The organism is Micromonospora sp. NPDC047465, from assembly GCF_040643125.1.
In the GTDB taxonomy this organism is placed as follows: domain Bacteria; phylum Actinomycetota; class Actinomycetes; order Mycobacteriales; family Micromonosporaceae; genus Micromonospora.
In genome coordinates this window covers 105,669-127,805 of the sequence record NZ_JBEYTP010000017.1, presented here as the reverse complement: position 1 = coordinate 127,805, position 22,137 = coordinate 105,669, and the positions used below count along the sequence as shown (strand labels likewise).

Annotated in this window: 17 protein-coding genes; 7 read left to right on the top strand and 10 right to left on the bottom strand. The window is 72.5% G+C overall.

What is annotated here, in order from left to right:
* Window positions 1-65: 65 nt before the first annotated feature.
* The 5 genes from ABZ793_RS17715 to ABZ793_RS17695 form a co-directional block, all read right to left on the bottom strand.
* The gene (locus ABZ793_RS17715) at window positions 66-1,301 is read right to left on the bottom strand and encodes a sugar ABC transporter substrate-binding protein (protein ID WP_357458147.1); all 1,236 of its coding nucleotides are present in this window, start codon (window positions 1,299-1,301) and stop codon (window positions 66-68) included.
* A 23-nt stretch (window positions 1,302-1,324) separates the two neighbouring features.
* Window positions 1,325-2,587, bottom strand: coding sequence for a Gfo/Idh/MocA family oxidoreductase (locus ABZ793_RS17710; RefSeq protein WP_357458144.1), 1,263 nt, complete (start codon window positions 2,585-2,587; stop codon window positions 1,325-1,327).
* A 38-nt stretch (window positions 2,588-2,625) separates the two neighbouring features.
* Window positions 2,626-4,809 carry a hypothetical protein gene (locus tag ABZ793_RS17705; RefSeq protein ID WP_357458141.1) on the bottom strand — a complete coding sequence of 728 codons (2,184 nt, stop codon included), beginning with the start codon at window positions 4,807-4,809 and terminating at the stop codon, window positions 2,626-2,628.
* Window positions 4,810-4,842: 33 nt separating this feature from the next.
* Window positions 4,843-6,945, bottom strand: coding sequence for a hypothetical protein (locus ABZ793_RS17700; RefSeq protein WP_357458138.1), 2,103 nt, complete (start codon window positions 6,943-6,945; stop codon window positions 4,843-4,845).
* 255 nt (window positions 6,946-7,200) lie between these two features.
* On the bottom strand, window positions 7,201-8,016 hold the full coding sequence (locus ABZ793_RS17695; RefSeq protein WP_357458136.1) for an IclR family transcriptional regulator: 816 nt from the start codon (window positions 8,014-8,016) through the stop codon (window positions 7,201-7,203).
* Between the two features lie 240 nt (window positions 8,017-8,256).
* On the opposite strand from ABZ793_RS17695, the gene ABZ793_RS17690 reads away from it, so the two are divergent.
* Genes ABZ793_RS17690 through ABZ793_RS17675 form a run of 4 tightly spaced genes read left to right on the top strand, consistent with a single transcriptional unit; the run spans window position 8,257 to window position 12,486 of the window.
* On the top strand, window positions 8,257-9,639 hold the full coding sequence (locus tag ABZ793_RS17690; RefSeq protein ID WP_357458134.1) for an aspartate aminotransferase family protein: 1,383 nt from the start codon (window positions 8,257-8,259) through the stop codon (window positions 9,637-9,639).
* Complete coding sequence (locus tag ABZ793_RS17685; RefSeq protein WP_357458131.1) at window positions 9,639-10,826, top strand: mandelate racemase/muconate lactonizing enzyme family protein; 1,188 nt, start codon at window positions 9,639-9,641, stop codon at window positions 10,824-10,826. Before ABZ793_RS17690 ends, ABZ793_RS17685 begins: the two co-directional genes overlap by 1 nt.
* A complete protein-coding gene (locus tag ABZ793_RS17680) occupies window positions 10,823-11,665 on the top strand; it encodes an amidohydrolase family protein (RefSeq protein WP_350705937.1) in 843 nt (280 codons plus the stop codon). The genes ABZ793_RS17685 and ABZ793_RS17680 overlap by 4 nt, the downstream gene beginning before the upstream one ends.
* Window positions 11,662-12,486: an SDR family oxidoreductase gene (locus tag ABZ793_RS17675; RefSeq protein ID WP_357458128.1), complete on the top strand. Its 825-nt coding sequence runs from the start codon at window positions 11,662-11,664 to the stop codon at window positions 12,484-12,486. The genes ABZ793_RS17680 and ABZ793_RS17675 overlap by 4 nt, the downstream gene beginning before the upstream one ends.
* Before the next feature lie 83 nt (window positions 12,487-12,569).
* Here ABZ793_RS17675 and ABZ793_RS17670 read toward each other — a convergent pair whose 3' ends face one another.
* Window positions 12,570-13,214, bottom strand: a complete 645-nt coding sequence (locus ABZ793_RS17670) for a response regulator transcription factor (protein ID WP_357458189.1) — start codon at window positions 13,212-13,214, stop codon at window positions 12,570-12,572.
* Window positions 13,215-13,255: 41 nt separating this feature from the next.
* Window positions 13,256-14,512, bottom strand: a complete 1,257-nt coding sequence (locus ABZ793_RS17665; protein ID WP_357458126.1) for a sensor domain-containing protein — start codon at window positions 14,510-14,512, stop codon at window positions 13,256-13,258.
* Between the two features lie 910 nt (window positions 14,513-15,422).
* On the opposite strand from ABZ793_RS17665, the gene ABZ793_RS17660 reads away from it, so the two are divergent.
* The 3 genes from ABZ793_RS17660 (at window position 15,423) to ABZ793_RS17650 (ending at window position 19,100) form a co-directional block, all read left to right on the top strand.
* Complete coding sequence (locus ABZ793_RS17660) at window positions 15,423-16,229, top strand: hypothetical protein (protein WP_357458123.1); 807 nt, start codon at window positions 15,423-15,425, stop codon at window positions 16,227-16,229.
* Window positions 16,230-16,599: 370 nt separating this feature from the next.
* A complete protein-coding gene (locus ABZ793_RS17655; RefSeq protein ID WP_357458120.1) occupies window positions 16,600-17,865 on the top strand; it encodes an ATP-binding protein in 1,266 nt (421 codons plus the stop codon).
* Window positions 17,862-19,100, top strand: a complete 1,239-nt coding sequence (locus ABZ793_RS17650; RefSeq protein ID WP_357458117.1) for a S8 family serine peptidase — start codon at window positions 17,862-17,864, stop codon at window positions 19,098-19,100. Before ABZ793_RS17655 ends, ABZ793_RS17650 begins: the two co-directional genes overlap by 4 nt.
* A gap of 27 nt (window positions 19,101-19,127) precedes the next feature.
* Here ABZ793_RS17650 and ABZ793_RS17645 read toward each other — a convergent pair whose 3' ends face one another.
* The 3 genes from ABZ793_RS17645 to ABZ793_RS17635 are packed head-to-tail and all read right to left on the bottom strand — an operon-like array spanning window position 19,128 to window position 22,137.
* Entirely contained in the window at window positions 19,128-19,532 is a 405-nt protein-coding gene (locus ABZ793_RS17645) for a hypothetical protein (RefSeq protein WP_357458115.1), read from the bottom strand.
* Window positions 19,529-20,848, bottom strand: a complete 1,320-nt coding sequence (locus tag ABZ793_RS17640) for an alpha/beta hydrolase (RefSeq protein WP_357458112.1) — start codon at window positions 20,846-20,848, stop codon at window positions 19,529-19,531. Before ABZ793_RS17640 ends, ABZ793_RS17645 begins: the two co-directional genes overlap by 4 nt.
* Window positions 20,839-22,137: a WXG100 family type VII secretion target gene (locus ABZ793_RS17635; RefSeq protein ID WP_357458109.1), complete on the bottom strand. Its 1,299-nt coding sequence runs from the start codon at window positions 22,135-22,137 to the stop codon at window positions 20,839-20,841. Before ABZ793_RS17635 ends, ABZ793_RS17640 begins: the two co-directional genes overlap by 10 nt.

Genomic DNA, 22,137 nt, shown 5'->3' with positions numbered 1-22,137 from the left:
CGACGTGGCCGGTCGGGTGGTGCCCGGCCCGCCGCCGCGACGCGGCGACGGCGGGCCGGCGTGGGTCAGAGCAGTGCGTCGGCGGCCTTGGCCGCGTCGGCGAGGGCCTGCTCGGGGGTCTTCTTGCCGATCAGCGCGGCCTGGATCTCGGGGCCGAGCACGCCCATCACCTCGCGGCTCTTCTCGTTCAGCGAGCCGACGGTCATGCTCGGCAGGGTCTTCTCCAACTCGCCGTTGACCGGGTCCTGGGCGTAGAGCGAGCCGGCGGACTTCTTCGTGGAGAAGTAGCCGCCCGCCGTGTCGTACGCGGTGGCCACGGACGGCTGGGTGGCGAAGGTGATCCACTCGCCGGCGGCCTTCTTGGCCTTGCTGCCCTTGAGCATCGACAGGCTGCCCACCGCGCCGTAGCCGACGCTCTTGACGTCGGTCAGCGGCGGGAAGATCTTGATGTTCTCCTTGCCCCAGAACGTCTCGACGTCGGCCGGGACGTGCTGCCAGGTGCAGGCCACCTTGTTCTTGGCGACGTTGGTCTGCTCGAAGGCGGGGATGTTGGTGAGCAGGTCCTTCTCCACGTAGCCGCCGTCGACGAGCTGCTTGAGGAAGGTCAGCGCCTTGACGCCCTCGGGGCCGTCGAACGCCACCGACTTGCCGTCGGCGCCGAACACGTCCCCACCGGCCTGCCACAGCAGGGGGTAGAAGGACTGGTTCAGGGTGGCGTTCGGGTCGGCGTAGTAGTTGGTCACGTCGAAGCCCTTGGCCTTGAACGTCGGCGCGATGGCGAGCAGGTCCGCCCAGGTCTTCGGGTACTCGGTGACGCCGGCGGCGGCGAACACCTTCGCGTTGCACATCAGCGGGTTGGCGCTGGTCAGGATGGGCGCGCCGAGCATCTTGCCGTCCTGGGTGACCGCCTCGCGGAGGTTGTCCAGGTAGTCGGCCTTCGCGTCGGCCGGCAGGTACTCGTCGACCGGTTCGATCATCCTGCCGAACTTCCCGAGCTGGTCGGGGATCAGGTAGACCACGTCGGGGCCCTTGCCGCCGGCGATCGCGGTGGTCAGCGACTCCTCCCGCTTGGCCCACGGGAAGATCTCGACCTTCACGTCGACGTTCGGGTGGTCGGCCTCGAACGCGGCGACCTGCTTGTCCCAGAAGCCCCGGTGGGTGGCCTCGTCGGGGATCACCGGGTAGATCCACATGGTGACGTTCTGCTTGTCGCCGCCGGCGTCGGACCCGCCGCCGCACGCGGTGAGCAGCCCGGCCGCCAGCGCGGCGACCGCGACCGGCGCGAACCTGCGAACTCGCATCTGTCCGTTCCTCTCTGAAGGGTTCACTGCGCGGGCACGGTGACGACCGTGCCGGTGTGCCGGGCCGCCTCGGCGGCGAAGACCGCGAGGTGGCTGGCGAGGGTCTCGTCCAGTCCGGACCGGATGTGCCGGCCGTCGCCGGTGGCGACGGCGCGGACGAAGGCGTCCATCAGCCCGGTGTCGCCGCCGCCGTGGTCGTCGGCGGCGGTGGACCCGCCGACCGTGCCGGCGTCGAGGACCTCGATCCGGTCGGTGCGGAAGTCGTGCACCCGGACCCGCTCGCCGTCGCCGGAGAGCGAGCCGTGGGTGCCGAACAGCTGGGTCTGGCGGTGGGTCTGTTCGGTGAAGGCGGCCATGGTGAAGGTGGCGGTGACCCCGCCGGTCAGCTCCATCGCCACGACCTGGTGGTCGACGACGTCGTTGTCGCCGGCGTAGACGCAGCGCCCGTACGGGCCGGTGCGCAGCGCCTCGACCAGCGCGGCCTCGTCGGTGCCGTCGGTGACCACGCTGACCGGCCAGATCGGCCCGTGCTCGCGCAGCACCGGCAGGTACAGCTTCGGCGCCGAGTACGGGCAGTCCGGCTCGACCGGGCAGTCCAGGCACCGCTGCGCGGCGCCGGCCGGGGCCTGGTCGGGCCGGAAGTGGCGCAGCCCGCCGAAGCTGGCGACGCGTTCGATGCGCCGGCCGGTGACGTAGCCGAGCCAGTCCAGGTCGTGGCTGGACTTGGCCAGCAGCATCGGGGTGGCCAGGTCCTCCCGCCGCCACGGGCCGCGTACGTAGGAGTGGGCGTAGTGCCACCAGCCGACCGGTTCGAGGTGCTGGACGCTGACGATCTCGCCCAGCACCCCGCTGTCGACCACCCGCTTCACCATGTCGGTGTAGGGGGTGTAGCGCAGCACGTGGCAGACGGCGAACAGCACCCCGGTGGCGCGGACCGCGTCGACGATCTCCCGGCACTGGTCCGCCGTCGGCGCGAGCGGTTTCTCCACCAGCAGGTGCCGGCCCGCCTTGGCGAACGCGACGGCCGGCTCCACGTGCATCCGGTCCTGGGTGGCCACGACGACCGCGTCGGCCGGCGCGTCCGCCGCCAGCAGGTCCCGCCAGTCGGCGTACGCCGCCGCGCCGGGGTGGGCGGCGGTGATCAGCCCCCGCTGGTGGGGGCGCGGGTCGGCGACCGCGACGAGCCGCGCGCGTGCGGGGTTGGCGGCCACCCACCGGGCGTACGTCTGTCCCCGGTTCCCGGCGCCCACCAGCGCCACCCGCACCGGCCGGTCCTGCTGTTCCACCTGTTCCTCGCTTTCTCTCTCGCTCGCCGTCGCCGCGCTCAGACCGTCAGGTTTCCGGCGTCGCGCACCCGGGGCGAGGCGGCGGGCAGCTCCCGGGCCACGCCCTCCTCGACGCACCCGGTGTGGTGCAGGTACGACCCCTCGCCGAAGCCGGCGTCGGCCAGCCGCAGCTTCCCGCCGGTGAACTGCGCCCCGACGGCGGAGTACCGGTTGGTGCCGGCGTCGACGCTGACGTGGGCGGTGCCGGCGTCGACGGTGCTACTGCGGTAGCCGCCCAGTTCCCACCGCACGACGCCGGTGGCCGCGGCGCGGGACAGCAGCGCCTTCGCCGCGTTCGTCCCGCTGAACAGCGCCCCGGATCCGACGCTGATCCGCTGGTCGGCCGCGCCGGCGAGGCGGATGCCGGTGTCGGTGAACGTGCCGCCGGAGACGCGCAGGTCGGCGGACTTCACGGTGACCGGCGCGGCGTCGGGGGTGCCGACGAACGTCACGTCGGTCAGGTGCAGCCGCCCGGTGCCGCTGAAGGTGTGGCCGTTGACCCCCCGGAGAGTGGTGCGGACCAGGTGCACCGGGGTGGTGACGCTGGCCTGCACCACGTCCGTGCCGGCGGTGGCGAGGGTGAAGGAGCAGCCCTCGATGACGTTCGGCCGCTGCGACCGGGTGGACTGCTGGGAGATGATCAGCGTGTCGTCGGCGGAGCAGCCGCGCAGGTGCACGCCGTCGGCGTTGACCCACATCATCCCGGAGCCGGCCAGCCCGGCCTTGCGGATGACCTGCACGTCCTCCAGGGTCAGGTCGGTGACCTTCACCCGGGCCACGAACCAGGAGCAGACGTGCTTGCGCACGGTGATCCGCTTGGCCGCCGAGCCCCAGGCCGCTCCCGAGTTGGCGAAGGTCATCAGCCCGGAGTTGCCGGTGTAGACGAGGTCGTGCTCGTACTGGCCGTGGGTGACGAAGGGACCCTGGTCGTCGCCGTCGCCGTGACAGTTGGTGACGTAGCAGTACGCCGAGGCGGTCCAGTCGTTGAGGTGCCGGGCGTTGGAGGTGCGGCAGTCCTCGACGTGCCCGTACAGGCAGTAGATCTGCTGGGTCAGGTAGCCCGCGCCGCCCCAGGTGACCGAGGTGGGGTTCTTCAGGGTGCACCGGGTGGTGTGGAAGTACGTGCACCAGCGGCGCATGATCACCGGCCAGAACGAGCCGGTGGCGTCGACGTCGGCGACGTCGCAGTGCACGGCGTACTCGTAGGCGATCGGGTGGGAGCCGGTGTACTGGTCGCCGCCGTTGCCGGTGAACACCAGGTCGCGTACGTGCACCCGGCTGACCGGCTCGACCCGGGTCCAGGTGAGGGTGCGTCCGGGGGCCAGCTCCCAGCCGTTCTTGTAGTTGACCCGGATGTGGGTGCCGTCGACGATCTGGGTGACCTGGACGAGCTTCTGCAGCTCCTTCTCCCAGCGGCCGGCGAGCTGGTTGACCTCGACGGCGTACCACTGGCCGACGGCGAACGCGCCGGAGTCGGCGACCTGGAAGGAGTCCCAGCCCTCCCGGACCGGCTCGGTCAGGGTGTGGGTGCGCACCTCGTCGGTGACCGTGCCGCGGAAGAACAGCACGGCGGCGAACGGGTCGTCGCGGCCGGCGTCCTCGATTCCGTCGGTGGACATGGTGTGCCCGCCGAAGTCGAGCACGAGGTCGCTGCGGGTGAACCGGTGCCGCTTGACGAAGTGCAGGTCGGAGTGGGCCTCGATGCGGTGCACCGACGGGTCGTTCACCATGGCGTCCAGCGCGGCGTCGGCGGGGGTCTTCGCGTCGAAGATGCCGAAGTGCCGGAACTCGACAACGCCGTCGTGCAGCTGGAGCCAGCGGCCGGGGCCGGGCCGGTCGCCGTGCGGGTCGAGCACGGTGCCGCCGTTGCCCGCGGCGGTGCTGGCCGCGTTCCACCGGACGAAACGGGCGCCGCCGTCGCCGGCGGCGTAGTGCCCGTCGACGTGCACGACCCGCCCGTCGTGCAGGGTGCCGGGATTCAGGCTGAGCAGGGCGGCGACGGTGCCGACGTGCAGGACCGCGTCGAGGCCGGGGGCCAGGGGGTTCGCCGTGCTGTCGGGCTCGGGGGCGGCGGACGCGGCGGTGGCGGGGGCGAGGGTGAGGGCGGCGCCGGCGAGGGCGAGCCCGCCGACCCCGGTGGCGCGCAGCAGGGTGCGGCGGGAGGTCGGTTCGGAACGGTCCATGGGGGTGTCTCCTCTTCCAGGGGGGCGAGGCGATCAGAGGGTGAGGTTGTCGCCGGTGGCGACGCGGGCGGAGTCGGCGGGCAGTTCGCGGGCGACCCCCTCCTCGACGCACCCGGTGTGCAGCAGGGTGGAGGCGGCGCCGAAGGCCGCGTCGGCGAGCGCCAGCCGTCCGCCGGAGAAGCGGGCGCCGACGGCCCGGTACCGGTTGACGCCCGTGTCGATGCGCACGTGCGCGGTCTCCGCGTCGGCCGCCGCGCTGCGGTAGTCGCCCAGCTCGATCCGGACCGTGCCGGTGCCGGCGGCCCGGGCCAGCAGCGCCCGGCGGGCGTTGCTGCCGGTGACCACCGCACCGCCGTCGACGACGAGGCGCTGGTCGCGGACGGCCGACAGCTCGATGCCGGTGTCGGTCAGGGTGCCGCCGCGTACCACCACCTCGGCCGCGCCGATCAGCAGCGGTGCCGCGCCCGGCGCCCCGGTCAGGGTGCAGTCGGTGAAGTGGACGGGGCCGGCGCCGCGCATGATCGCGCCGTCCAGGCCGCGGAAGGTGGTTCGGACGAAGTGCACCGGGTTGCTCACCGGGGTCTGCACGATCACCGTGCCGGCGGGCTGGTCGAAGTCGCAGTCGGCGATGACCGTGGGCCGGCGGGAACGGGTCGAGCGCTGGGCGATGCTCAGCGTCCGCGCCGAGCAGCCGCGCAGCTGCGCGCCGTCGGCGTTGACCTGGAGCGTGCCGGCCGGGTCGAAGGTGGAGCGGGCGACGACCCGCACGTCCTCCAGGGTCAGGTCGGTGATCTTGGTGCCGGCGACGAACCAGGAGCAGACGTGTCGGCGGACGGTGATCCGCTTGGCGCTGATGCCCCACTGGCCACCGCTGTTGGCGATGTCCATCAGGCCGGAGTTGCCGGTGAAGACGAGGTCGTGCTCGTACTGGCCGTGGGTGGTGAACGGGTTGCCCCCGGCGTCGTCGCCGTCGCCGTGGCAGTTCTCCACGGTGCAGTACGCCGAGGCGGTGAGGTCGTTGAGGTGCCGGGCGTTGGAGCTGCGGCAGTCCACGACGTGCCCGTACAGGCAGTAGATCTGCTGGGTGAGGTAGCCGGCGCCGCCGTACATCACGGTCGGCGGGTTCTTCAGGGTGCAGTCGGCGGTGGTGAAATGGGTGCACCAGCGGCGCATGATCACCGGCCACCAGGTGCCGGTGGCGTCGATGCCGGAGACGTCGCAGCGCACCGCGTACTCGTAGGCGACCGGGTGGGAGCCGCTGTACTCGCGGTCGTCCGGCCCGGACCCGGGGTACTCGCCGGTGAAGGCGACGTGGCCGAGGAAGACCATGTTGCGTACGTGGGCGCGCTGGACCGGCTCGACCCGCCGCCAGGTGATCGTGCGTCCGGGCTCCAGCGCCCAGCCGTTGAGGTAGCCCACCCGGATGTGGGTGCCGTCGACGATCTGGGTGACCTGGACCATCTTCTGCAGTTCGCGCTCGTCGGCGCCGGTGAGGGCATTGCTGGTGGCGGTCCACCACTGGCCGACGGTGAAGCGCCCCGAGTCGGGCACCGGGAACACGTCGGTCAGCTCGGGGACGGTCTCGGTGAGGGTGTGGGTGATCCTCGTGTCGGTCACCGCGCCCCGGAAGTAGAGCACCGCGCCGAACGGGTTGTCGTGGGTATTGCGCTCGATGCCGTCGGTGTGCACCGTGTGACCGCCGAAGTCCAGCTCGACGTCGCTTCGGCCGAAGGTGTGTCGCTTGACGAAGCGCAGGTCGGTGTGGGCCTCGATCCGATGGATCGCCGGGTCGGCGACCATCGCGTCCAGCGCGGCGTCGGCGGGGGTGTCCCGGCCGAAGATCCCGAACATCCGGAAGTCGCCGACCCCGTCGTGCACGGCCGACCATCGGCCGCGCCGGTCGCCGCGCCCGCCCGGGTACGGGTCGCGCACGGTGCCGCCGTTGCCGGCGGCGGTGCTGGTGGGGTCCCAGCGCAGCAGCATGCCGCCGCCGTCGCCGGGGGTGTGGTAGCCGGCGACCCGTACGAGCGTGCGGGCCGTCAGCGCGGCGGGGGTGAGGTCGGCCAGGTCGGCGACAGTGTCGACGCGCAGGACCTGGTCGTGGGGGGTGGGAACGGACGTGCCGAGTAGACCCATGGAGAGCCTCAACCTTCGCGGTCCCGCCGGCCGGCGGGTGCGCCGGACGGCGGTGCTGGGGGTCTGTGGGCGCCGCGGGGCGCCACAGGACGGGGGGAAGGTCGGGCAAACGCGCGAGGCGCGCAGGCGGCGGAGCTGCTGACCGGAACGCCCGGTGCCGGGGCTGCGGCACGACGGGAGTCAGCTGGTTCGCCCGAGACGGTCGCGGCCGGGCCGCGACGCTGGCGGAACGTTAAACAGCAGGTGAACCCGCTGTCAAGGGGTCTGTTCCGCCGGGACGTGGCCGAGCCGGACGGAGATGGCGTCGGCGGCCTGGCGCACCTGTCGTCCCAGCTCCTGGTATCGCCAGCTGGGTAGGCCGAGCTTCAGCCCGGTCACGCTGATGGCTCCGCAGCACGCGCCGGTGTGGTCGCGCAGGGCGCTGCCGATGCAGAACACCCCCTCGGCGTCCTCCTCGTCGTCGAGGGCGTACCCGGCGCGGCGGACGTCGGCCAGGTGGGCCAGCAGGGAGTCCAGGTCGCAGATGGTGTGGTCGGTGCGTCGGGGCAGCCCGACGCGGCCGATCAACTCGGCGACCTGCGGCGGGGTCATCTCGGCCAGCAGGGCCTTGCCCAGCCCGGTGCAGTGCGGCAGCTCGCGCGTGCCCATCCGCAGCTCGATCTGGATCCGTTCGCCGTTGCTGACCTGGTCGACGACGACCGCGTGCGCCCCCTCGGGGACGGCCAGCCGGGAGCTGAGCCCGGTGTCGCGGGTCAGCCGGGCCAGCACCGGGCGGGCGATGTCGCGCAGGGAGAGCTGCTCCTGGGCGCGGACGCCGAGGCGCGCCAGGGACATCCCGAGCCGGTAGCGCCGGTTCATCCCCTCGCCGTCGTCGGCGGCCAGGCCGTGGTGGCACAGGGTGTGCAGGGTGGCGAACGCGGCGCTCTTGGACAGGCCGCAGACGCGGGCGACGTCGGTGACGCTGAGCCCCTCGCCGGGGGTGGCGGCGGACAACGCCTCCAGCACCTCGGCCGCGCGACTGACGCTGCGCACCAGGTAGCGGGAGCTGTCCCCGTCTTCGGTGGTGGTCATGGTCCTTCTTTCGGGCAGGGGGAAGCCGAGCTGTTCGCCAAGGCCGAACAGCGTAACAAAGCTGTTCGAGATTTGGCATCCCGGCGTGTTGACCGTGGCGAACAAGCGTGCTTAGTATGCCGAACATCGTTTGGCAATGCCGAACAGTGTTCCGAAACTTCGAAATGTTCCTCCTGCGGCGGACACCCCGCGGCGCCGCGACCGGGCTGGGTCGCCGCGCCGCACCGATGAGGAGAAGGTGTGAATTCACGATCGGCCCCGACCGGCGCCACGCTCGCCGAGCGGGCGCGCCGGGTCATCCCCGGCGGCGTCAACAGTGGACAGCGCAGCATCCCCGGCCTCACCGAGCTGGTGATCGCCCGGGCCTCCGGAGCGCACTTCTGGGACGCCGACGGACGCCAGTACACCGACTACCACGCGGCCTTCGGGCCACCCCTGCTCGGTCACAACGACCCCGACGTCAACGCCGCCGTCACCGAGGCCGGCAGGCGGCTGGACCTGTGCGGCGTGGCCGTCACCGACGGGGAGGTCCAGCTCGCCGAGACCCTCGCCGAGCTGGTGCCCAGCATCGAGAAGGTGCTGCTGACCAGCACCGGCAGCGAGGCCACCTTCCACGCCCTGCGGGTCGCCCGCGCCGCCACCGGCCGGCGCCTGGTGGTCAAGTTCCAGGGCTGCTACCACGGCTGGCACGACTCGGTCAGCCTCAACGTCATCTCCGCCCCGGACAAGGTGGGCGTGGCCGACCCGATCTCCACCGGCATCCTGCCCGAGGTCCTCGACGCCACCCTCGTGTTGCGCTTCAACGACGTGGCCGCCGTCCGGGCCGCCTTCGCCGCGCACGGCGACGACATCGCCGCCGTCATCGTCGAGCCGGTGCCGCACAACGTCGGCTGCCTCCTGCCCGACCAGGAGTTCCTGCGCACCCTGCGCGAGGAGTGCACCCGGGCCGGCAGCGTGCTCGTCTTCGACGAGGTGATCACCGGCTTCCGGCACGACCTCGGCGGCTGGCAGAAGATCAGCGGCGTCACCCCGGACCTGACCACTCTCGGCAAGGCCATCGCCAACGGCTACCCGATCGGCGCCCTGGGCGGCCGGGCCGACCTGATGGACATGTTCAGCACCCACCCCGGCGCGCCCGCGTTCTTCGCCGGCACCTACAACGGCCACCCGGCCGTGGTCGCCGCCGCCATCGCCACCCTCGACAAGCTGCGCGCCGAGCCCGTGCACGAGCACGTCTACCGGCTCGGCGAGCGGGCCCGCGCCGGCATCACCGAGGTCCTCGCCGACCTCGGCGTCCCCGCCGTGGTCACCGGCCACGGCTCCGTCTTCGTGACGTACTTCATGGCCGGCCCGGCACCGCGCAGCTACGACGACCTGCTGCGCAACGATGCCGGCATGTTCATCGGCTACCGTCGGCGGATGCCCGAGCACGGCATCTTCGAGCTGCCGCTGAACCTCAAGCGCAACCACATCTCGTACGCCCACACCGACGCCGACATCGACCACCTCGTCGACGCCACCCGGGCGGCCGTCCGCGACACCCTCGCCGCCGGCGGGGTGACCGAGCTGGCCGGCACCGCCACCATGGGCGGCGCGACCCCCACCGGGGGAGGGCGGCGGTGATGCTGACCGTCGACAAGACACGCCCGGTCGGCCCGGCCGGGCGGATCAGCCGGGTGGAGACGCTCACCCTCGGCACCGCCTGGCGCGACTTCTCCTACGTACGGGTGCACACCGACGCCGGGCTCTCCGGCGTCGGCGAGATCACCCACCCGTACCGGGCCCGGGAGACCTGCCAGCTCGCCGAGGCGATGGCCGGGCGGCACCTGATCGGCGCCGACCCGTTCGACGTCGAGGAGATCTGGCTGCGCATGTACCAGGGCGACTTCCTGCGCGGCGGCGACGTCGGCGGGATCGTCGTCTCCGGCGTCGACCAGGCCCTCTACGACATCATGGGCAAGGCCCTCGGCGTGCCCGCGTACCGGCTGACCGGCGGAGCCTGTCGCGACCGCGTCCGGGTCTACGCCAACGGCTGGTACACCGGCGACCGGGAGCCCGCCGCCTTCGCCGAACGGGCCGTCGCCACCGTCGCCAAGGGGTACACCGCGCTGAAGTTCGACCCGTTCGGCGCCGGTCTCGGCGAGCTGTCCCGCGCCGAGCTGCGCCGCTCGGTCGACATCGTCGCCGCCGTCCGCGAGGCCGTCGGGCCCGAGACCGAGCTGTTCGTCGAGGGCCACGCCCGTTTCGCCATGCACACCGCCGCCCGGCTCGTCCGGGAGCTGGAGCCGTTCGACCTCGGCTGGTTTGAGGAACCGCTGCCGTGGACCCACGTCGAGCGGTACGCCGAGCTGCGCGCCCGCGCCACCATGCCGATCTCCGGCGGCGAGCACTTCCACAACCGTTACGAGTACGCCCGGCTGTTCGCCACCAACGCGGTCGACATCATCCAACCCGACCTGTCCATGGCCGGCGGGTTCACCGAGGTGCGCAAGCTCGCCGCCATCGCCGACCAGCACGCCATGGTGGTCGCCCCGCACAACTCCAACTCGCCGCTGTGCACCACCGCCTCGGTGCACGCCGTCCTCGGGATGCCGAACTTCAAGATCCTCGAGACGTTCGACGGCCTGTTGGAGGAGTACGTCTTCGACGCCGTGCGCGGTGCCCTGCCCGTGGTCGACGGGCACATCGACCTGCCCACCGCGCCCGGCCTCGGCGTCGAGCTGGTCGACGAGGTGTTCGTCGAGCACCCGCCGAGCCACGGCTTCTGGAACATGTTCGCCGAGGGTTGGGAGAAACGGGACCGCCGATGATCGTCGACGTGCACTCGCACCTGTTCGACTGCCCGGACCACGTCGGCGACCCGTTCGCCGCCGAGGCGGCCCGGGCGCACGGCGGCGAGGTCGACCTGACGGTGCGGTGGTCGGAGTACGCGGCCACCGCACCGGAGGACACGAAGACGATCGTGGTCGGCGGCAAGGCCCGCCGCTCCGGGCTGTGGGTCGACGACGCCGCCGTGGCCGCGTACGTCGCCGCCCAGCCCGACCGGCTCGTCGGCTACCTCGCCCTGGACCCCACCCAGCCCGGCTGGCGCGACGAACTGGAGCACGGGCACCGCGACCTCGGCCTGCGCGGCATCAAGCTGATGCCGATGTACGCCGGGTTCGACCCCGCCGACCCGGCCTACGACGACCTGTACACGTACGCCGTCCGGCACGGACTGCCACTGCTCGTGCACACCGGGACCACCTTCGTCTCCACCGCACCGCTGCGCTTCGCCCTGCCGGTGCACCTCGACGAGGTGGCGATCCGCCACCCGGAGCTGCGGATGGTGCTGGCCCACCTCGGCCACCCGTACGAGGGGGAGTGCATCGCGGTCATCCGCAAGCACCGGCACGTCTACGCCGACGTCTCCGCGCTGCACTACCGACCCTTCCAGCTCTGGCACAGCCTCCGGCTCGTCCAGGACTACGGGGTGTGGCACAAGTTGCTCTTCGGCAGCGACTATCCCTTCACCACCGTCGACGCCTCGATCGAGGGGCTGCGGGCGGTGGGTCGGGTGCCCGGCATCCCCGGCCTCGACCCGCTCGACACCGAGCAGATCGAGCAGCTCATCCACCGCCCGTCGCTCGACCTGCTGGGGTTGGCATGACCATCGTCCCGCCCTCCTTCGACCTATCCGGCCGGCTGGCCGTGGTGACCGGTGCGGCGCGCGGGCTCGGGGCGGCCTTCGCCACCGGGCTCGCCGCCGCCGGCGCCGACGTCGTGGTCGTCGACCGGCCCGGCGTCGACCTCGGCGCGGTCGTCGCCGCGATCACCGACCGCGGCCGCGCCTGCCACCCGTACGCCTTCGACCTGGCCGACACCGAGGCGATCGCACCCTGGGTGGACGACCTGCGGCGCGCCCACGGGCCGGTGCACGTCCTGGTCAACAACGCCGGGGTGGCCCGGCTGGAGCACTTCAACGAGATCACCGTCGCCAACTGGCGGGAGGTGATGCGGGTGAACGTGGACGCCGTCTTCTTCCTCGCGCAACGCGTCGCCGAGCACATGATCGCCGACGGGGTGGCTGGCCGCATCGTCAACGTCTCCTCGAAGAACGGGCTGATGGCCGAGGCCGGACTGGCCCACTACAACGCATCCAAGGGCGCCGTCGAGCTCCTCACCCGGTCGCTCGCCGCCGAGCTGGGACCGCACGGCATCACCGCCAACACGATCGCTCCCGGGATGATCGCCACCCCTATCGACGGTGAGTTCCCGCTGGACCGGCAGGCGTTCGAGGCCGCCTGGGAGGAGCGGATCCCCCTGCGCGGCGGCTACGGCACGCCGGCCGACTGCGTCGGCGCGCTCCTGTTGCTCGCCTCCGAGGCCGGCCGTTACATCAACGGCACCCACCTGGTCGTCGACGGGGGAGTGCTCGCTGACCAGATGCCCCGACTGCGGTTCATGCCGCCGTACCGCAGCACTCTCTGAGGGCGCCGAGACGCTCGCGGGCCCGGCCGGCGTACGGGGTGGGGCAGCGTGCCCCACCGAGGGTGGGCGCGGACGGGCCGCCGTCAGGCCCTGAGGTAGGCAAGGACAGCGAGCACCCGACGGTGCCGGGCGTCGTCAGGCGGCAGGCCGAGCTTGGCGAAGACGTTGCCGATGTGCTTTTCCACCGTGCTGGCGGTGACCACCAGCCGCTCGGCGATGGCCGTGTTGGAATGACCTTCGGCCATCAGCGCCAGGAGTTGCCGTTCACGCGTGGTCAGCGCCCCCAGGGCGTCGTCCCGGCGCTGCCCGGCCAGCAACTGCGCGACGACCTGCGGGTCGAGCACCGTCGCGCCGCGGGCGACGCGATGCAGGGCATCCAGAAACTCCTCGACCCTGGCGACCCGGTTCTTCAGCAGGTACCCGACCGCGCCGGAGCCGTCCGCGAGCAGATCGCCGGCGTAGGACGCCTCCACGTACTGGCTGAGCACCAGCATGGGGGCGCCGGGCAACTGTGAGCGGGCGGTGATCGCCGCGCGCAAGCCCTCGTCCGTGTAGGTCGGCGGCATCCGCACATCGACGATCGACACGTCCGGGCGGTGTCTGAGCACCGCCTCGACCAGGGCCGGGCCGTCACCGATCGCGGCCACCACCTGGTGACCGTCCTCGGCGAGCAGGCGGACCAGGCCCTCGCGCAGCAGTACCGCGTCGTCGGCCAGGACGATCCGCAGCGGACCGCGGGCCGCGCGGTCCGGTGGTGGTTCGTGCGGGTTCAGCAGCACGGCAGTTCCGCGGTGATCGCCGTCGGGCCGCCGTAGGGACTGGTGACCCACAGCCGGCCGCCGACCGCGTGCAGCCGGTCTTCCAACCCGCGCAGCCCGTGTCCCTTGTCCAGCGCGGCGCCGCCCACCCCGTCGTCCGTCACCCAGACCCGCAAGGTTCCCTCACGGTGGCGCAGCCCGATCGCACACCGGTCGGCGCGGCTGTGCTTGGCGACGTTGGTCAGGGCCTCGGCGATCACGAAATACGCGGCCGTCTCGACCGCAGCGTCCAGCCGGTCGTTCAGGGGGTCGGCATCGAGTTCGACCGGTACGGTCGAGCGCGCGGCCAGGGCGGTGAGCGCCGCGCGCAGACCGCGGTCGACGAGGATCGGCGGGGCGATGCCACGCGACAGGGCCCGTAGCTCGTCCAGCGCCTCCTCGGTCTGGACGATCGCGTCGGCGAGCGCCGCGCGGACGGCCTCCGGCCTGCTGTCGAGGTGGTGCTGGGCGCGGCCCAGTTCCATCGCCAGGCGGACCAGCCGCTGCTGGGGCCCGTCGTGGATGTCGCGTTCGAGCCGGCGCAGCGCGGTCGCCTCGGCGGTCACCGCGGCGACGGGCCGCGCGCGTGCGGTGTCCCGCTCCCGCTCCAGTCCGCTGATCCTGCGGTGCAACGCGGACGCGTCAGACAGCATCGTCTGCCCCAGCCCGGCCTGGGCGGCGACGCACGCCCGGGTCACCAGCGGCAGGGTGAACAGCAACAGCAGGCCGACTGCTGTCCCGAAGGCGAGCCGCTCGGTCGGCGACGTCAGGCCAAGGGTCAAGGCGATGTGGGACCGGGGGCTGCCCACGGTCAGGGTCGTGGGCCGCATCGGTCCCGCGGCGGAGTAGGGGCTGCGCAGGGCGGACGTGCCGGCGCCGAGTCCGACGAACCACCACAGCACCGTCACCACTGAGGTGACCAGGGCGACAGGGAGCACCGCCACCGCGTGCGCCACGCCGAGCCACAGCCCCGGGCCGGACGCGGCGGCTGTCTCCTTCGGTCTCCGCCGCTGGCCCACACCCTCCACGCCGACGGCCGGGGGACGCACCTTGGCGATCCGCCACCGTTCCACGTCGGCGAACCACCGCACCAGCGCCAAACCGCCGGCCACGACCGGCGACCGGCCCGGCAGCAGCAGACCGACCGCTCCGACACACAGACCAGTGAGCACCAGCAACAGGCCGGCCGCGGCGGTCACCGGCGCGGTGAGCAGGTACAGCGACTCCACGACCGTGCGACGCCCCGTACGGAAGACGAACCTGACGCCCGACCGCCACCGACGCCCGCGGCTCGCCACCGCTCGGCCTGGATCGACCACGACGGCGGATTCCCCACCGTCGAGCGCACGCCGATCCGCCTTCAGGTCGACCATCTGCCCGGTGGAGGTGACCCGGTGCCGGTCCGGCTGTGGTCCTCGAAGACCAGGATGCACAGCGCCGATGTGGACGTGCGCTGGCGGTAACTCGTCGCCCGGCCCGCTGGACCGTGTTCATGCCCCATTGTTCCCTGTTCTGGCGCAGCGGTTCTGACATCGTGGTGCTGCCGTGGCGGTTCAGGCATCACGGCGGGTGAGAGCCGAACCCCGGCCGCTAGCGCGTCCATCGTATACGTGCGCAGCAGGATCGAGGGCGTGCCGGAACGGAGAGCAGCGGCAGCACGAACAGCACGCCGACCATGGCGCGGATGGCGCCCGCGGCGTGCCGGATGGTCGCGCCGATGCCCAGGCCGATGAGCGCGATCAGCGGGGGATGCGCCGGCCATCACACCGCGCGCCGTACGCCAGGCTGACCGAGCGTGGCCTGCGGGGCCGACGCCTGCCGCGGCCGCCTCTCTGCGCCCGCCCTGCCCGAGAGGTGGGGCAGGCCCCACCTCCAAGTGTCCGGCGCACCCCCGTGACCGGGCGACCGCCGGTGCGGGATGGTGATCGGAATGACCGACAGCATCACAACCCACCGGCGCGCACGAACGATCCCGAACACGATCTGCTCACCGCCGACGTGGTAACCGCCTCATGGTGGCGGCGGCCCTCCTGGCTGCGGCCGGGCCGTCTACACACACTCGACCGAGCCGAAGGAATCTCCTTGCGCAGTCCCGCAGCCCCGTCGCGATCCGCAGGTGTCTCCGGTCGCATCCTCGTCATGCTCGTCGCCCTCGCTGTGGCCCTCGCCGCCGCCTTCGTCGTCGCCCCGCGCACGCTGGCGGCGAGCGGGTCGGGCGGCGGCTTCGTCGAGAGGCGCGACCTCGTCGAGGCCCTGGGCGAAGAATTCGTCAAGTATTGGCGTTCCGGCGACCGGGATTTTTCCCCGGGAATGCAGAGGGTTGTCGATTACTGGTTCCGTTACCACCTGGCCAAGGCCGTGATCGCTGCGATCTTGCTGATCGTGCTCGTCGCACTCGGCCTTCTTCTCTGGAAGGCATTCCTGAGGGCCGGCGGTATCGGGGCGGGAAGGAGGGCCGCCCTCACGTCGGGCGGCGTTCTTGTCACGATGCTCGCGCTGTTCTCGTTGGCGATGGTGATGGCCAACGTGCAGGGTGCGGTAGCGCCCTACGCCTCGCTGTTGCCGATGTTGACGGCCGGCGAAACCGACGGAGAGCTCGCCGACACGCTCGATCAGGTCAGGCAGCGACTGGCGGATTCCCTGAGCGCGGGTGACCAGACCCCGCCGGCCCTCGAGGTGATGATCAGCGACTTCTCCCGATATCACGTGGCGATGGCCGTGGTTGCTGCGATCGTGGCGGTCGTCCTCGTCGGCACGAGCGTGGGGTTGTGGAAGAGGGTTGCGAGAACAGCGCCGTCCGACAGGCGAACGAGGCGCGTGTTGGGGTCCTTCGGTGTTCTCTCGGCGTTGTTGTCGCTGGTCGTGATCGTTGTCGTTGTGGCGAACACGACCACCGCAGCGGACCCGGCGCCGGCACTCCTGGCCTTCTTCGACGGCGGATGGTGACGCACCTCGTGGGCGATCAGCTGCACGCTCTCCAGCGAGAAGACACCTCTCGTGCTGTGGGCAGCCCTCCGCTGTGCAGCCCTGGTGCGGTGTCCACCAACGTTCACCGGTTTTCGGCGGATTGTTACGGATCATCGCTGTAGAGGCGAGCGACTCCCACCGGGGGTGGGGCGGGCCACAGCGGGATGACCTTCGCAGGGCCGGGCGCCATTCGGCGTCGGCCCGGATCAATGCGCGGCCGGCTCTTGCTTCGAAGGTCAAATGTCGGGAAAACTGGCCATGATCCTCGTGGGCCAGCCGCGACGCGCGGTCCGTGATGTGGACAAGGAGCTGACACGTGGGCATTGGTCGGCGCAGCGCGGGAGGGTCCGTGACAGTCGACAGTGTCGCCATGCCGGCCATGGTGTTCACACTGCTGACCCGCGCCGCCGTGGCCGGGGTCGCATTCCCGCGCCGGCCTCCGATGTGGACGCCGGCGGCCGTCGCGAAGGGTTCCGGCCCGGTCGACGGCACCGCCGCTGCCGTGCTGCATCGCCAGACCTCGCGTTGCCTGCTGCTCGGTGCTCTGGCATACCGGGTGTGCGTCCTGCCCGTCGCCATGGGCCTGCTCGTGGTGCGCGGGGAGCCGGTGGCACTGGTTGCTCTGCTGCCGATTGCGGCCCTGCTGCTGGCCGCCAACGTCGCGGCGATCGTCACGGTCCACCGGCGGTCGACGGTGGACCTCGAACGGGTACGCGGGGCCGTGCTGGTCGACCTCGCCGTGGCGTACGGGGTGAACGTGGTGGGAAGCGCGGTGGTGCCCCACACCGAGGTGTTCTGGTCGTACCTGGCCGGTGCCGTGGTCCTGGTGACCGGCGCGTACGGGCTGGTCGGTGGCGTGCTCGCGGTGCTGCTGTCGATGCCAATCCAGTTGGCGACGGTCGCGTTCGGCGCCGCCGTGGACAGCGGAACGGTCGCCGGCCGGGCCGGGTGGCTCGGACTGGCGGTGGTGGTCGCGTTGGCGGCGCTCGTGATCTGTGGGCTGAGTCTGCACCTGACCATGTCGTACGGGATCCAAGCCGGTCGGGAGGCCGAGCAGGCCCGGTGGCTGCGGTCGCTGCACGACACGGTGTTGCAGACCCTGGAGGCGATCGCCCTGCACAGCGCGGCGGATGAGACGGCGTCAGCGGTGCAGCTCGCCCAGGTGCGGGCCACCGCCCGGGTCCAGGCCGCTCGGCTGCGGAGGACGCTCGACGATCCCGGTGGCGGCAGAGACAACCCGCTCGCCGACGGGTTGGCCGAACTGGTGGAGGAACTCGCGGGACGCGGGCTGCGGGTGGAGTTGGCGGTGGCCGCCGGCGCCGGCAGCCGGATGTCCGGCCCGTACCGGGACGCGGTCCTCGGTGGGGTGCGGGAGGCGCTGGGCAACGTGGCCAAGCACGCCGGGACCGGTGACGCGGTGGTCCGCGCCGACGAGGAGAGCAGCGGCCTGGTCGTGGTGGTCCGTGACCACGGCTGTGGCTTCGATGTCGCCGGCCGGCTCGGGTTCGGCATCCGGGAGTCGATCGTGGCCCGGATGCGCGAGGTCGGCGGCAAAGCGACCGTGGAGTCCTGGCCCGGCCGCGGCACCCGGGTAACCCTGCGGGTGCCGGCATGATCCGGCTGGGCCGTCCCAGGCGCGGCGCCGGCACGGCGGCCCGGCCGGCTGGCCCGCGACCCGCTCTCGGCGCGCTGGCGGGCGTCGTCGGCGCGCTGGTCGGGGCGCTGCCGGTAGCCCCGCCGGCCAGCCACGCGGCACCGGCCGGCTGCGCCAGCCCGGTGGGAGTGCACACCGCCGGCACCCCGTGGGCGCTGGAACTGCTCGGGCCGCGCCGGGTGTGGCCACTGAGCACGGGGTCCGGGGTGCGGACCGCGGTGCTCGGCACCGGCGTCGACGCCCGTAACGCACAGTTTCGCCCAGGCCAGGTCGAGGAAGGTCGGGACGTCCTGGCCAACCGCTCCGGGGCCACCGACGACTGTGATGGCCGAGGTACCTTCGCCGCCGGCCTGATCGCCGCCCGGCCGCACGACAAGACCACCTTCGCCGGTCTGGCTCCCGGCGTGTCCGTGCTCCCGGTTCGCTACACCCAGACCACCAGGCAGGGAGACGGGAACGTCGACCCCGGCCGGCTCGCCGCCGCCATCGACTTCGCGGTCACCGCCCGCGCCCGAGTGATCTACGTGGTACTGCCGGCGACCAGGAACAGCGCCCAGTTGCGGGACGCCACCGCACGGGCGATCGCGGCCGACATCGTGGTGGTGTCGCCGGCCGCTTCCGGCGCGCGGAACCAGGGTGCGACCAGCTACCCGACCGCCCTGCCCGGGGTGCTGGCGGTCGGTGCCTTCGGGCCGGACGGCGCGGTGGCCTCGACCGAATCCGGTGACCACATCGGGGTGGCCGCCCCGGGACGACAACTGGTGAGCCTCTCCGCCGGAGCGGCCGGTCGGCTGGGACACTCACCCACGGTCGACGATCCGGCCTACGCGGCGGCGTACGTGGCGGGCACGGCGGCGCTGCTGCGGTCCTACCGACCGGAACTCAGCGCCGCCGAGGTGGTGCGGCGGATCGAGTCGACCGCGCAGCGAACCGCGGTTGACGGGCACCACCCGCAGCTCGGCTGGGGAATGGTGGATCCGTACCGGGCGGTGGCCGCAGAGGGCGTCGAGGATCCGCCGGGACCCGTGGGCGCGAGCGCGCAGCCGGTCGCCGCGGCCCGTGCGGCCCCTGGCACCCGTGTGGATCCGTTGGTGCTGCCGCTGGCGTCGGCGGGACTCGGGGCGGCGCTGCTGCTCGGGATCGGTACGGCCGTGGCGCGTCGAGGCCGGGCCCGCGGTTGGCGTCCCGGCGGCTGACCGGCCCCACCCGTGGTGCGGCTGGTGCTACGGCATCTCGGTCGGTACGCAGCGGCTGGAGCCGCCGACCACCACCTCGCCGGTGCCGTCCCGGGAGATGTGTACGCCGAGGTTCGCCCCGTCCCGCTGGAACTGGTAGGCCACCTCGGACTCGCCGCTGCGGTCGGTGGCTCGCCAACCGTCCGCGCTCAGCTCCGGCACCACCTCGGTCAACAGGATCTCGACGGCGCCGGGCGGGACGGGAACCCGGAGGTTGTACTCCCAGCGCACCGACTCGCTCGGTACGCCGGCCGGCCGGAACGGGTCGCAGTCGAGCTGCTCGTCGCGGCTGATGCGGGCGTCGGCGCCGAACCGCGCGGCGACCGCGTGCAGCACGGCCCGCAGCGGCCCCGCCACGGCGGCCAGCGGCTCGTAGTCGATCGGGCTGGTCATGGCGTCGACGGTACCGTCACCACCGGGCCGCCGGTGAACACCTGGTACATGTTCCACCACGCGTCACTGTGGTAGGTCAGCACGTCGGAGTGCGCGGAGGTGCCCTCCAGCGGTCGGCCGTCGGGGTAGTTGCCGGTCTCCAGCCGGACCACACCGGGGAACTCGTCGGGGTCGGCCCCGTGCCCCCAGTTGAAGATGTTGATGTCCCGGACCCAGGCGATCGGGTCGCCCGGGGCGGTCATCGAGTAGCGCTGCACATCGGGCTGGGCCGGGCGCAGGTCCTCCGGGCCGTCCACGCGGTGACCCATGCCCGCCGACTCGATGTGCAGGACCCGGTCGGCGTCCAACCCGTGCTGCTCGGCGGTGCCGACCACGGCGCCGCCGTACGAGTGGCCGGCGAAGGTGACCTGCACGTCGTTGCCGGCCGCAGCGGAGCCGGCGATCTCGGCACGCAGCTCACGGGAGAAGTCGGCGAGCCGGGGCCCGAGTTCGTCGGCGTAGCTGGCCGACGGGGCCTGCGGGAACAGGTTGGAGGGCAGGTCGCCGTCCATCCAGGTGACCATGGCCAGGTCCCGCCGGGGGGCGGCGTCGACGAAACCGGCCGCCGCGTCGCGGTACCGCTCGAAGTTGGCCAGCTCGGAGAAGGTGCCCGGGACGAACACGGCGACGTTCCGGGTGCCGGCGTCGATGTCGCCGACCAGCTCGACCATCGATCCGTCACCGGACGGGTCGAACGAGAGGATCTTGCGGTTTTCGGCGATGACGTTCTCGTACAGTTCGATGCGCGCCTGCGACCGGGTGATGGTCTCCTGCAGACGGTGGTCGGCGACCGGGTCCCCGGTGAGCTGGGCCTGATAGCCGGCGAGGCGTTGCCGTTCGGCGGCCAACTCGGCGGTGATCGCCGACCGGTTGGCCGCGATCCGGGTGCCGAAGGGGGTAGTGCCGGCGGGCGCGGTGGCCCCGGCGGCGGCCAGGGTGGTGCCACCGGCCAGACCACCCAGCAACTGTCGGAATGCCTGGCTGACCTGGGTGTCGCCCTGCCGGTAGTTGGTCACCGCGGCGGTCACCCCGGTGGCCAACCGCCGGGTCTGCGTCGCCGCCGACTCCAGCTCGGTGCTGCTGAGCTGCAGGCTGTTGCCGTGTGCCTGCATGGCTCGTTGGGACTGCGGCACCAACCCGAACGCCTGGCCGTCGATGGCATGCGTGGTGAGCTGCCCGCGGATGGTGTTCAACCGGTCGGCGCTTCCGGTGAGCTCGGTCGCCGCGGCGTCCAGTGCGGTCGGGACGGCTCGGAATCCGGCGCTGGTCACCTCCATGACCGGGTCCCGGGCTGGTCCGACTCAGGCTCCTCGCCGATCACCGCGGGCGTCACCACCGACTGCTCGCCCCACACGTCTTCGGTCTCGACCAGCCAGGGCGGGATGCGCCGGCCGCCGGCGGCGTCGCCCGCGCCCATCGGGGCGAAGGGCATCGCCGGCATGAAGCCGCCGGCCATGCCCTTCGCCGCGGCTACCCCGGCGGCGGTCCCCACGGCTCCGGCGAGCCCGCTCGCCGTCGGGCCGCCGGCCTGACCAGCCAAGGACTGGCTCGCCACCGGCGACATGTCGACGCCGCCTCCGCCGCCACCCACACCGCCACCCGCGCCGCCGGCGGAGATCCGGGCACCGCCGGCGGTGGCCTTGTCGTTGGCCGTGGCGACCGGGGCGGTTTCCTTCTTCTCGCCGTTCTTCTCGTCCTTCGGCCTGGCCCCCAGCCCAGGCGGCACGGTGGCGAACCGCCCGCCGAGCGCGGCGGCGGCCGCGGCCAACCCGGCGGTGAACATCGTGCCGAACAGCGGCCGGGGCTGGGTCGCCGGCGGTACCGCGTCCGGGTCGACGGGCGCCTTGTCCGGGTCGACCGGTGTCCCGGCCGGTACGGACGGCGGGTCGCCACCGGGCTGCGGAGCCAGCGGTGGGGCTGGCGTGACCGGCGGTGGCTCCTCGATCGGTGTGCCGGTGGCCGGTCGGGACGCGGCGCTGGGGGTGACCGGCATCGCGTCCTCGGCGGTGACGTACTCGGTGGCGAGGGTGGACATCACCTGCACCGCCTGCTGGTGGGCCGCGTTCGAGGCGGCCTGTGCCCGCTGCTGGGCGTGGACCTCGGCGACCGCCTCGGCCTGGTGCTGGCGGAGCGTGTCGACCGTGCTGGCCGGAGTGTCCGCGGGTACGACCAGGGGCGTGGTCGCGGCGGCGACGACGGAGGGGGCGAGATCGGGTACGGCGACCGGGGCGGGCATCGACTTCTGGGCCGTCGTGAGCGCCTCGGCGGAGGAGTAGGCCAGGTCGCGCACCGTGAACGCGGTGCTGGCCACCTGCCGGATACCCGAGGTCAGATCGTTGATCATCAACTTGTACTGTCGGGCGGCGCCGCCGTCCCACCACTGCTCGAACTCGCGGAGCTGGCGCTCGATGTCGCCGGCGCGCTCGTGCAGCGCGGTGCCGGCGGCTCCCCAGCCCTCCGCCGCCTCGGTCACCGACTTCGGATCGCCGGCGTGCAGCATTCGCATGAGTTCGGGGTGGCTGTACTGGCTGAAGTCGCTACGCGCCCGACCGTGTCCACGCGGCAT